Origin of the sequence: Paenibacillus sp. LHD-38, assembly GCF_031157315.1 — a bacterium.
In the GTDB taxonomy this organism is placed as follows: domain Bacteria; phylum Bacillota; class Bacilli; order Paenibacillales; family Paenibacillaceae; genus Pristimantibacillus.
In genome coordinates, this window is sequence record NZ_JAVIFU010000022.1 from 13,099 (window position 1) to 25,948 (window position 12,850).

6 protein-coding genes are annotated in these 12,850 nt (G+C 52.2%); all 6 read right to left on the reverse strand.

The genetic code is table 11. From position 1 onward, the window contains the following. Positions 1-111: 111 nt before the first annotated feature. The 6 genes from RCO25_RS19025 to RCO25_RS19050 all read right to left on the reverse strand — a co-directional run bounded on the left by RCO25_RS19025 (position 112) and on the right by RCO25_RS19050 (position 12,760). Positions 112-1,170 (reverse strand): polysaccharide pyruvyl transferase family protein, encoded by a 1,059-nt coding sequence (locus RCO25_RS19025; protein WP_308997714.1) that lies wholly within the window; start codon positions 1,168-1,170, stop codon positions 112-114. Between the two features lie 13 nt (positions 1,171-1,183). Beyond that, on the reverse strand, positions 1,184-2,302 hold the full coding sequence (locus RCO25_RS19030) for a glycosyltransferase family 4 protein (protein WP_308997715.1): 1,119 nt from the start codon (positions 2,300-2,302) through the stop codon (positions 1,184-1,186). A gap of 6 nt (positions 2,303-2,308) precedes the next feature. Continuing rightward, on the reverse strand, positions 2,309-3,001 hold the full coding sequence (locus tag RCO25_RS19035; protein WP_308997716.1) for a glycosyltransferase family 2 protein: 693 nt from the start codon (positions 2,999-3,001) through the stop codon (positions 2,309-2,311). Continuing rightward, positions 2,998-3,852: a glycosyltransferase gene (locus RCO25_RS19040; RefSeq protein ID WP_308997717.1), complete on the reverse strand. Its 855-nt coding sequence runs from the start codon at positions 3,850-3,852 to the stop codon at positions 2,998-3,000. The genes RCO25_RS19035 and RCO25_RS19040 overlap by 4 nt, the downstream gene beginning before the upstream one ends. Further along, positions 3,836-4,036 (reverse strand): hypothetical protein, encoded by a 201-nt coding sequence (locus RCO25_RS19045; RefSeq protein ID WP_308997718.1) that lies wholly within the window; start codon positions 4,034-4,036, stop codon positions 3,836-3,838. The genes RCO25_RS19040 and RCO25_RS19045 overlap by 17 nt, the downstream gene beginning before the upstream one ends. Positions 4,037-5,254: 1,218 nt before the next feature. After that, entirely contained in the window at positions 5,255-12,760 is a 7,506-nt protein-coding gene (locus tag RCO25_RS19050; protein WP_308997719.1) for a glycoside hydrolase family 3 N-terminal domain-containing protein, read from the reverse strand. Positions 12,761-12,850: the final 90 nt, after the last annotated feature.

Consider the following 12,850-nt stretch of genomic DNA (forward strand, 5'->3'; position numbering starts at 1 on the left):
CCCTCTTTGTATATAACATAAACTATTTTTCAATGTCAACCCGCTTCCTTAAAAATCCATAAAAAAGAGCCGCCCACAGGCTCTTCACCTCTAGGCAGCTCCGTTCCATCCTTATAGCAGCTCCTCGTAAAACGGTTTTTTCAGCAGCTCGCGATAACGGATTTGGTGCGTGTAAAACTTTTCGCGGATCGTATTCGCTTCGTTTTCAATTTTGCCTACGCGGTCGAGTATGCTTTGCTCCAAGTGAGGATCCCCCGTAGAGAGCACATAATCGGACAGACCAACCGATAACCCGAAGTCAATGCATTTAAAACGATAGCCAAGGCTGATAAAAGGAACGCCTGCAGCAGCTGAAAGATAACTCGCGTGCAGCTTGAAGTTAATCGTCAGCGCGTAGGATTTTAGCTTTTCAAGCAGGTCCTCGTGATGGTAAAGCTCAAGATCCAATTCGACGTTACGGGGATCCCCCAGCTTCGCGTATAGACGCTTGCACGCTTCTCTGTCCGGCCCCCAAACCGAGAAGATATTCACGCGGTAGCCCTGCGCGATCAATAGCCGCAGCGCCTCTGCCAATTGCTGCTCCACCTTTTCCTCACTGCCGCCGAATATGCGGTTATACGCCGTTCCCCAGTTGACGCCGATTGTACGGCTGCCTTTGGATCGGTTACTCGGCGATGGTGCCGGAAGAAGAAAAGCCGGATCGCCGCTTATGATGGCATCCGCCATCGAAACGCCGGAATCTTTCAGAAATTGATAGGATAACGGGCCCCGGACACCGCAGTATTCGGATAGCTGCACCAGCTCCGCAAGCTTTTCATTGGTCGCTGAATTCTCGCCCGTGTAAGCCAAATTAGCCTCAGCCTTACCGCATGCGTCCATCAGGGGGAACTCTTGACGATCATGCCCGCTCCCCCAGATGATGACCTTTTTCTTCTTCAGCGCTGCTTGATATGCCACATCGATATAACCCGGAATTAAGAGCGAGCCCCCGCCGAGCACGACTGTATCGTAGGGACCGGGATTCCGGATATCTACGCCCGGGATGGAGGGAATCACGTCATATTTTTTATCCGGCAGATAGGATCTGCACAAGTCACGGAATAAGAGCCACATCAGCTCGTCACCGACATTGTTAAAACCGATCCAGCCTACATACAAAATCCGTTTCATGGCGTACCGCCCTTCATGATGTTTTGTCGATTTCGATTGCCGCACGATACACATTCAATACCTGCTGAATGATCGGGTCGATATGGAATTTCCGCTCAACCCAGCGTTTCCCTTCTGCGCCCAAGGTTTTCAGCCTCGGCAGATCACGGCAGCCCTGCCCGATCTCGCTCGCAAAAAGATAGCGTGAATATGCGGCATAGGACCCGTGGTCGCCAAAATAATGCGACCATGCTTCCTCGTAATTGCCCGGCTCGATCCAGCCAAAATAACCATGGTTTCCGACGGCCAGCACCGGCTTCCCGCAAGCCATCGCCTCCAGCGCTACTCTGCCGGTGCCGACGACGATATCCGCGATATTGTAGTACTCGTTCATTCGCGCCTTTTTGCCAAGAACATGGATGAACCTTTGGCCGCTCTCCTCCTCAATAAAGACGGAGAGCTCCTTTATCGCTTCATATTTGGGACCGTCTCCGATGACGACAAGCTCCAGGCGATTCCAACCATAACGGCGAAGATCCTTCATTGCCCGCAGCAGCGTATCGCAGGCGGTTCCTTTCCCCCATGCCAGCCTGCTTGCGTAGAGAAGAACGACTGCATCATCAGGCAAGCCAAGCTCGGAGCGGAGTCTCGAGCCGTTAGACGGATAAAACTCCTGCAAATCGATTCCATTCGGCACAACCGCCGAGGGAAAGCCTAGCTGCTGCGTATATTTTTGGACAGGCGCACTCACACTGATTACCTCTTTGGAGAGGCCCATCAGCGTCTTTATGCTGCTCTGCGGATAGTAGGTGCCATGAACGGTGAATACCGTAGGAATACCCAGCAGGCTGGCCGCGCTTGCCGTGAGCAGTCCGGACGGCGTCTGGTGGACATGCACGCACTCCACCTCTTGCAATCGCATAATCTCCTGCAAGCTTGCCACCTGCGCCGCACGGGATGCATGAAAATCAAAGAGAAAGACCATGCATCCCGCCTCCTCGAACTGGGGCCGCAAAAGCCCGTCCGCCGAGAGCAGCGTCACCCTTTGCCCGGTGCGTATCAAAGCTTTGGTCAAGCTTAAAACATGCGTTTCCGTGCCGCCGGCATCCATACTGTCCAGAGCCATTAATACGGATAGCCGCGAGCTCATCATTTCGCTTCACTCCTTTTTTTCATAAAAAGCCAAAGATCGTTGATCGGTATGCAATCGATAGTAATAGAGAATTTCGGGTATATTTTCAATGCGTTCCTTTTGGTGCAAAAATTTGACGATAAACTCATAATCCTCCGCGCCGACAATTCGGCGGCTTAATCCGCCGATACGATCGAAGGCGTCTCCTCTAAACATGATGGTGCCGTGGCAAACGCAGTGCCCGCCATTTCGGTAAACCTTGTTAATTTCCTCGCCGTACCGCAGCCAGTTGGCCTGCTCGTATACCCGTTGCTCCGTATTTCCAAAGGCGGCATAGCTCGTTCCAACTAATGCGATATCCGGATGGCTGCGCAGAAAGGCGATCTGTTTCTCGAGGCGCAGCGGATGGGAGAAATCATCGGCATCCTGCACCGCGATATATTCTCCCCGCGCAAGAAAAAGTCCCGTCGTCATCGCGCCGGAGAAGCCCACATTTCTAGGTAATCGAACGAGGACAAAAGCATCTGTCCCCGCCAAACCATTCTCCTCGCACCATGCTTGTACGACGTCTACGGATCTATCGGCCGAAGCATCATCCACGAAAATTATTTCCGTGCTCGCATGCGTCTGCTTCTTCAAGCTGTCCAAACACTCAATCAGATACGCTGCCCGATTATAGTTAGTAATGACGATGCTCACTTTACCTGGTTCTCGCTTCACGCTATCACTCCTTCCCTTTCCCTTCTTCCGTGAATGGCATATAGAGCCTCAAAATGATCGCCTATGATTTGCATCGCTGCCTCTGAGTGATTCATTCCCCTGTTGTTATGCTTATGGGGCCGATACCGGTTCAAGCGATCCACTTCTATGCGATGTACCGCTCTAATGGACAAGCCTCCGAGCATCCCTAGCGCATAGGCCTTTGGCGGACATAACAGCGTCGACCAATGCATCACTTCAAGCGCCCGCCTATTCATGGCGAACGGGACATGCACCAGCGACGCATTCGCAAGATCCTCTCGGCCTAGAGCCATATTAAGCGCAATTTTCAAGGCGGTCACCGTGCTCCAAGGCATGCGCATGCCAAGGTGGTGATCCAGCCGGTTTACGGCTATATCACAGTCCTCCCGTACTGCATCGGAGAAAGGTGCAAGCTCCCTCCACGGGATATCGAAATCGCTGTCCACGAACAATATTGTATCGCCAGAGGCTGCATAAGCCCCGATTGCTCGGCCGACATCCGTTCCGAGCGGCTCTTGAAATACGATGGTTGCGGCACCGAGCTGCCTGGCGATCACTTCCGTCTGGTCTGAGCTGCCGTTAACGACAACTATGATTTCCATAGGTGAAAGCTGTTTTATCTCTCGGATAACGCGTCCGATTGTCCTTTCCTCGTTTTGAGCCGGAATGACTACGGATAAACGCTGCTGAACACCGCATCGCTTTCCCTTTTCAGAAAAATCGCTTCCCTGATTGAGCGGGGGCAATGCCCTCTCATCCTTCATGAGCTGTTCCACCAAATCGCGTCTCCGCCCACCATCCGTGCAGCCCTGCCTAAAGAACTCGGACATAATTGATGACTCTCGAACGTATTAGGATATCCTCTGTTCCTCCGTATCCCGGTACGCTTAAGGTTTGAACAACGACGTAGGAGAAGCCCACTGAAATTAAAACACCTGATATTACTTCGCCATTGGAGAGCACAACCTCCACGTTTCTCCCTTGATACGAAAGCAGCTTAAAGTAAAAGGACACATGATCAACTCCTATCATTTTGATACAGTCATCGTATTCGAGAGATTGATAGAGTGAACGGCTGCTGACCAGTTTGAAAAACTTTTCATAGAATCGATGTAATGCGGCAGCCATTAAGCTAGCTGTTGCAAACGTCGCTTCAAGCGAGCAATGGCTTAGTTTGTGCAAAACAAACTGCGATCGGGTGCTCCGTTCCCAGCTACAGTACAGTTTGTGCAAGTTATCAGATGCTGGAAACGTCGCTTCAAGCGAGCAGTAGCTTATTTTGTGCAAAACAAACTGCGATCGGGTGCTCCGTTCCCGGCTTCACTGCAGTTTGTGCAAAGTAATCTGATGCTGGAAATGTCGCTCCAAGCGAGTAGTAGATCATTTTACGCAAAACAAACTGCGATCGGGTGCTCCGTCCCCGGCTTCACTGTAGTTTGTGCAATGTAATCAGCTATTGGAGCCCTAGCCCCATGCTACAGTGCAGTTTGTGCAATAGAATCTCGGATTTCAATTGAAATAGCTAGTTAGTGGCGGATTACGTTGTATTTTCTGCAGCGTAGCTCCTTCGAGCGGGGAGGATGTAAGGTTTCTGTTGTACTTTCTGCAACGGCGGCGGCTTGCGGTGCTGCCCAAATGCATAGGAGATGGAGCGATGGGCGATCGTTCGTTGACGAAGCAAGCTTAACAAGTGCGACCATGCCTTCTCCACCTGATGCAGTGCAGTTTGTGCAAGTAATCAGAGGTTTGAAACCTCGCTCCAAGCGAGCAGTAGCTCATTTTACGCAAAACAAACTGCGATCGGGTGCTCCGTTCCCAGCTACACTGCAGTTTGTGCAATGTAATCAGCTTTTGTAGCACTTGCCTCGTGCTACAGTGCAGTTTGTGCAATAGAATTTCGGATTTCAATTGAATGAGCTGGTTAGTGGCGGATTACGTTGTATTTTCTGCAGCGTAGCTCCTTCGAGCGGGGGGATGTAAGGTTTCTATTGTACTTTCTGCAATGGCGGCGGCTTGCGTTCCTGACAGTAGGCAGCGGGATCGGCTTGTGCTGCAGCCATTAGGAAATGGCACATTGGTGCGATGGTGCGATGGTGCGATGACCCGATAGGATGATGGAGCGAAGTAAGCTCAAGCTTAAGGGCTTAGTCTAGCTAAGCAGCGTAAAAGAAAATAAGCTGCCCCGGCAGGCACCATGCCTGCGGGACAGCTTATTTTCACTTGCCAATGGTGCTACTTGTTATAAATCGCATACATAATGACAGCTGCTTCCGCGCGGGTCGTATGACCGAGCGGGTTAAGCTGGGAGCCGTCGCCTTTTACGATACCGTTCGCAACAAGCAGAGCAGCGCTATCTGCAGCATACGGAGCAAGCTGCTTCAAATCCGTGAAGCCTTTCAGCTGGTCCACGCTGCCTGCTTGCAGCGTTTTGCCGGATGCGTTTAATGCTCTTGCTGTCATGGCGATCATTTCTTGCCTAGTAATGGCTGCATTCGGATCAAATGATCCGTCCGAGCGGCCTGTCACGATGCTCAGATTCTTCGCAATTGTAACCGCGTCGAAATAGTAAGCGTCCTCCGCCACATCGGTAAAGCTGCTGCCCTCAACGGCTGCGCTTAAACCGAGCGAATTAACAAGCAGCTTAATAAAGTCTGCGCGCTTCACCTTCTGCGCCGGTGCGTAAGCTTTTTCGGACACGCCGTTTATGACGCCCTTGGAAGCCATCACTTCAATCGCCTGCTTCGCCCAAGCATGCTTGCCTAGGTCATCAAACGATTTGTTCACGAGCACAACGCCATAGCTGCTAAAATGATTGACCGTAAAGGTGACAGCACCTTGCGCTTTCACATATTTTCCGCCTGGCACTGCGATAACCTCGCCCGCAGCGTCAACGTACCATACGGTAATATGCTCGCTGACCAACAGCTCCTCCGCGCTTGGGCTGTAGCTGAGCGATACGTTTACGGCAGCTTCCGGATTGCTCCATTCCGCTTTAACGCCGTTCACATAAAGGTTCAGCTCGACCGCCGGACGGCTGCCGATTGCGCTGCGCGCTCCTTCGCTAAGCTTTGTTTTGTCCGCATTCGCGATCACCAGGGATACGTTTGCCGCATCCGAGACAAGCGGCTTCAACATATGGCTAGGAACGATGATGGTGCCTGTTCCCGTTTTAATTTCATAACGAACTGTCAGCGCAGCCTCGCTGATCGCTGCCTTAGGCAATTGCACCTCGTACCCATTAGCTCCGCTTACACTCGGAACCTCGATTGTAATGGTGTTAACGGCAGCACTTGGCTCTTGCCCAGGCTTCCATACGCCGTCAATCATCGTCTGGCTGATTGCGGTTTTACCCAAGCCGCTTGCGGCATCCACTACCGGAGCCGGTGCTGCAATCGTTTTGCCGCCCGTTTCATTTCCTGAGCCGGTTGGAGTGGTTGGCGCCGGGGTTGCTTCAGGTCCCGGTGTCGGCGTAGGTGTTGGCGTCGGCGGCTCCTCTCCAGGCGTAATGGCAAACGTGAACGGTGCAATAAAGCTGTCTTTCATGCCTTCTTTAATCGCAATTGTGCGAAGCACTGTCAAATCGTTCAGCTTAAGCTGAGCGTTATAAAGCGTGCCATTCGTGCTGCTTGGCAGCGAGCCGTCTGTCGTGTAGTAAATCGCAGCCCCTTCCGTTGCCGATGCCAGCGTCACCGTTTTCGGCCCATTGTAGGCTCCTGCTTTAAGCGACGCGGTCGGAAGCGCAATAATGCCTGTGATTGGCGCAACCGCCTCCGTTTCCTCCAGCACGATCCAATCCAGATTCGCCCCGTCATTATTGCTTGTGAATTGCAGCGTCTGCGCGCCCTCTCCAAGCTGGACAATGCCGGAGGTTTCTACGTAAGCATCCCAACCTCCGCTTGCGCCAAGCGGCGTAGTCGACAGCTTGCTGCCGTTCACCGACAGCGAACCGCTTACGCCTCCTTGCGGCGTCGCGTAACGGTAAGTCACTTTATAGTAGCCTGTTTTTGCGATATTTACGTCAAAATATAACGAGCCTGCCGCGGCGATAAAGCCCACGTTTTTGAACAGCAGCGTTTCCCCGTTCATGTTGCTTTGAACGGCTGCCGCGTCTGCACGGCTGTAGCTTTCCGCTTCGATTTTCATGGCGGCGCTTTGATCCATCACTTGTGCCGTGTGAGGCTCAAACTTAATTCCTCTCAGCTCATAGCCGGATGCGCCGGATGCAATGCGCAGCTTCTGATCACCTTCGTTCAGCTCCAAGACCACGCGCATTTCTACTACTTGATTATACAAATTAGGGACGGTCAGCGTTTTCCGGATTGCGCCGTTCTGCGCTTCCAGCACAATTCCGTTTACAACCTGGCTATTTGACGTTACCTTGAAGGTAGCGACATATGAACCCGATGCCGGTACAATTATCAAATAATCTGCGTAATCACCAGCATCGATTTGTGATAATTTGGCTGAGCTGCCTGTTCCCGTGATTGCAAACCCTTTTAGCCTGTTGAAATCGGCAAGCGAATCAAAACTCAGCAGATTAATCGGCGTTTTTACGTTTTCAGTTCCCAGCAGAGTTGTTCTTACCGTTAGCGTCGTTCCGCCCGTTGAATCATCGTAGGCCTGAACAGGAACGTTAACCTGAAGCTCCAGCTCATTGTAATATACCGTTTCGTTCCAATTCAGCGTCAGCTTCACGGTTGTAGGACTTAGAAGCTCTGCTCCGCGAAGCGATACGCCTCCTTGCGCAACCGCTGGTCCCGATAAAGTAATTTTATCCAGCTGGTCTGCCGCAAAGCTTCCGCCAGCAAGCGTAAGAATAAGCTCCTTGCTATTCACGCCGTAAGCAACCGAACTCTCGGACAACGACACAGATTCTGTATCATTAATGGCCTTAAAAATAACCTTGGAGCTCATCGTTCCGCCCACGCCGCCTGCTGCCGCTTCATATACGCTCGCGGTTACGGTTGCCGTACGGTCAAAGTCATAATCGCTGACTGACGCTCCTCCTAAAATCAGCCTAGCCGATTCGTCAGATTGGCGATAGACGCTGTCTACTACCGTTCCCGCAATTCCTTCGATCGACCAATTTGATACCGTTAATTCCTCTTTGTAAATGTCATTAAGTAGATGAACGATCACTTCTTGCCCTGCCTCAGCGCCTTCTGTAATTACTGCCGCATCCGCAAGAATAGCCGGTCCAACAGCCAGCGCGTTCAAATTAAAGCCCTTATCGACGATCCGAACGCGCAGGTTGTGAATACCCGCGGTTAAGGTAACCGTATCCGCCACCGTCGCCCATGAATCCCAGCTTGCGGTTTTTGGAAGCGCAGTCGTAGAAAGCACCTCTGCTCCGATTGACAGCTCCGCTTTAGCGCCCTCATTCGTCGTGGCATAGTGATACGTTATGCCGTAGCTGCCATCCGCCGGAACTTGAACCTGATATTCCAGCCAATCGTTTGGATCTGCATAGCTCACCGCCGAACCATTTACGAGCACATTTAAGGATGCCTTGAATTTGCCGGCTTCGATAAGTGCCGGGAGCTGAATCGGCTCCGCAGCCGCCTTCGAGAACGTAATGCTCTTGATGTTGTAATCGTTTTTGCCAACCGTCATCGTTAATTTATGCGTACCCTCTGGCAGGGTTACCCGTATGCGTTGATTAGCGAAATAATCCCACTGGTACGTCGTCTGCTTTACCGGAAGCGTAACGAGAGGCTCGCCATCCAGCTTAAAGCTTACCGAGCCATCCGTTTGGTAGCCCGCCAGCGCCAAATCCAAATCATAGTCGCCCGCTTCCGCGACATGAACGACATAGTCAAACGAAGCTGTACCATCAGCCGCGAAGGAGCCGAGGTAGCCGCTTGGATTTACCTGGAATTGCCCCTCTGCCGATGCAAAATGCGTGGCGTCGATAGCTGCTGGCACGCTTGTAATCTGCGTACGGTCCCAGCGATAGGTTGCGGTCGATTTCGCCGGAATGACCGCATTGATTTGCAGTCCGTCAATCAACACCTTGAACGGCTGCGGATCATTCGTTTGGTTGGTGACAACCGTGACGATTTCTTTGCCGTCCGGGCTTGCAAAAGCAACGTTCGTCACGGTCGAAGCCGATCCGTAGTTGCTGTCTATGCGCACATAACCAGGCTTCACGAATTTCGTGTATTGCCCCATCAAGTAATACTCGGGCAGCAGCCAGTAGTTATCCGGATTCGAGGAATCCTGTACCACCGGTGTCGGATCAGGTATGCCCACCCATTGATGCGTCGAAATATCGCTGTCCAGCATCGTTACCCAGCTGTTATAGCTCTTTGCATAATTGCGGAAATATTGCGCGATCCGGTCAGCGCCTGCGGTGCCCCAAACGGCCCGCTCCGTCAAATATACGCTTTTTTCCGGGAACAGCTTATGAAGCTCCGTCATCATGGACAGCTCGCCGCCATAATCATGGAATGCCGTTCCTTCAATCGCATCGTAAGCGCCATCCACGGGATGACCGAGAATTTGCGCCGGATATGCCATCGTATCGCCCGGATTGTGGTCGAACATCCATAGCTTCACGTTTTTGATCTTGGCGTTGCTGTGCTGATCCAGCTTCGCGCGCAGCAGCTTCGCAAGCCTCGAGGCTTGCTGCCATGACATGGCCGTGCTCGGATAATCAATTTCGAGCAGCGGCTCGTTTTGCAGCGTCATGCCTTCGAAGTAGATCCCCTGCTCCGCGTAAGCCTCAAGATACTTCACATAATAGGAAGCGAGAACCGGGAGATACTCTTCCTTCACCTGTCCTCTAACCATACTGTCGGTTGTTTTCATCCAGCCCGGAGGGCTCCATGGCGATGCAAAGAACTTCAGATCCGGATTGATCGCTTGCATTTTTTTAACCGTTCCAATGATGCCGAAATCAATATCCTTCTGAATCGAGAATTTCTTTAGCTCGACATCGGTCTCGCCAGCCGGCAAATCATCATAAGAATAAAACTTCTGCGCCGTAAAATCGGAAGTTCCAATGGTCAGACGAATCATGCTCATGCCGATGCCGATGTCCTTGTCGATTAGCTTGCGAAGCAATTCTGCCTGCTTCTCGGGTGACATTTTGACCAGATTATGAATCGTTGCTTCTTCCATTGAAGATCCGATACCGAGCATCGTCTGGTATTTCTTGTCCGGATCAATCGTAACCGTTGTTGCTGCACTGTCATTCGGGAGCGTCAGGTCAAGATTTGTTTGCTGCTCCAACTTCTTGTCTCCATCCAAGTAACGGTCGGCATAATACCATTTGCGGTCACCCGCGTCCCGTTCGCTCGAAATCCAAGCTTCAACAGCCCCGTTGATCAGCGCCGGTTCACTTCCTCCGCCATTACCCGGATCAGTTGTGCCTCCGCCGCCGGCTGGCACATCACCTGTGCGGGTGAGCTCCACCCAGTTAAAGTTGATATCGCCCGCAATAAACTCTAATCTTAGCTTTTGCAAGCCCGCTTTGCTCAGTATGATGTTTTCCACTTCAGCCGTTTGCCAGTTTTGCCAGCCGCCGGTTGAGCCCACATTCAAGGTACCCGCCGTTGCTCCGTCTTCCGTCTTCACTTTGATGCCTGTCGCACCGCCGTTGCCTGCATAACGGAAAGCCGCTTTATAAGTGCCTGGCTCATTCACCTTAACGGAGTAGTCCAGCCATGCGCCACCAGAAGTCCAACCGACGTTTTTGCCGCCGCCCGTATCCTGCGTATCTTCCGTATTCAACCCGCTGCTCTTCGCTGTGAAAGCCTCAGCCTCGATTTTGCCCGGTATCGGCAGTGACGGCGACTCAGGCTGCACCGGCTTAGCCGGCAATGCAGGTGTAGCTTGGCCGCTTGTTAAGCCATAGCCGATAGGGAACAGCAGATTCGTGCTATCCTCAGTCGTAATGGGATAATTGGTCAAATAGAATGGCCATTTGATCGGATTTTTCCCTTTGAATTCTTGATCCCCAATCAACACATCCGCAACGCCTTGCCCTTCCGTGCCCGGCAGCCACGCTGCCACAAGCGCATCCCAGTCATCCATTTGATCCGCAATCGTGAGCGGACGTCCGGATACGAGTACCACGATGATCGGAATGTTCGGATCGGCTGCCCGAATGTTCGCAATTGTCGCCAAATCCTCTTCGTCCAGATTAAGGCTGGTCCGGTCTCCCGTTGTTTCCGCGTAAGGCGTCTCACCTACAACCGCGATTGCAGCATCATAACCTGCCGCTCCCCGGCCGTGCTTGTTGTAGGTTACCGTTTTGCCCGCGCCGGCGGCCTCTTTAAGCCCTTCATAAATCGTCGTTCCGGTCGTTATTGCCCCGGAAGCGCCCTGCCATGTGATCGACCAGCCGCCTGATTGGTTGCCGATATCGTTAGCATTTTTGCCCGCGACGAAAATTTTGTCCATGTCCTTGATCTGAGACATGATCGGCGAACCGTTCACGACGTCATTTTTCAAAAGCACGAGCGACTCCGCAGCCGCTTGGCGCGCTAGGGCACTGTGCTCTTCTGCGCCGAGGTAGCCTGCCAAATCAGCATCCGTCTTCGGATTTTCGAACAGGCCTGATGAAATTTTAACCTTCAAAATACGCAGCACAGCATCGTTCAGACGTTCCTCTGTAATGCTGCCTTCCTTAACCAGGTTAATCAAATGATTTAGACTGGCCTTCCAATCGCCAGTCAGCATGAACATATCCACGCCGGCGTTTACCGATGTGAGCAGCTGATTTTTCAAACCGCTCACCGCCTTGCCCTCTTGATCACGCGTGATCTGCTGAATGGCATTGTAATCCGAGATGACAAAACCCTCAAAGCCAAGTTCACCCTTGAGCACATCAGTAAGAAGCCGCTTGTTCGCATGCATCTTCAAGCCCTGAATGCTGTGGTACGAAGCCATGACCGTTTGTACGCCGGCATCAACCGCAGCCTTATACATCGCCAAGTCGCTAGCGAGCAGCTCATCCTCCGTGTACTTCGTCACATTCCCTTGATTCGTTCCGTTATCCGTATAGCCTTCTCCGATAAAATGTTTCGCAGCGCCAACGACATGATTCGTTTGGCTGCGCTCGGCAGCTGTCTCTCCTTGCAGCCCTCTGATATATGCCGCGCCTAGCTCCTTGGAAATCGCTTGGCTGCCGCTGTAACCTTCATAGGTGCGGCCCCAGCGAATATCCTGCGGAGCGGCAATGGTCGAGGCAAAATCCCAATTTGCACCCGTCGAACGTATTTCCTTCGCGGTTGCGGCACCGATTTGCTTGACGAGCTCCGCATTGTTCGCTGCTCCAAGACCTATATTATGCGGGAACAATGTCGCTCCCTTCACATTGTTATGGCCATGAACCCCATCCACGCCGTACAATAGCGGGATGCCGAGCCTCGTCGAGAGTGCTCCATCCTGATAGCTGTCTATGAGCGTCTGCCAATTCTCACGTGTGCTATCCTGCTGCTTGCCATTTGGGAAGGAGCCCCCGCCGCTCAGCACCGAGCCGATAAAATACTGCTTAACCTCCTCCGGCGTAATATTGCCCTTCTCCGGCTGTATCATTTGTCCTGCACGTTCCTCTAGTGTCATTCTAGCAAGCAAATCCGCTGCCCGGGCATCTACGCTTTTGGACGGATCCAAGTACGCCGGAAGCCCTTCTCCGGACTGCGTCAACGGCGTCGCACCGACCGAAAAAAGGCTCGTCATTAGCGATACGACCAAAAGCATTGCCGTCATCATCGACATCTTTCTTTTCAAAACAAACCCTCCTCAAAACTATAATAGCCGTCTCAAGGCTGCAGCCGTTCACTCCCGGAAGGCAGCTGCAGACGAGATTACCTACAAGTA

Bases quoted from the DNA above. Each gene is read 5' to 3' on its own strand.
- RCO25_RS19025 (WP_308997714.1), bottom strand. From the start codon at position 1,170: ATGAAACGGATTTTGTATGTAGGCTGGATCGGTTTTAACAATGTCGGT.
- RCO25_RS19030 (WP_308997715.1), bottom strand. From the start codon at position 2,302: ATGATGAGCTCGCGGCTATCCGTATTAATGGCTCTGGACAGTATGGAT.
- RCO25_RS19040 (WP_308997717.1), bottom strand. From the start codon at position 3,852: ATGTCCGAGTTCTTTAGGCAGGGCTGCACGGATGGTGGGCGGAGACGC.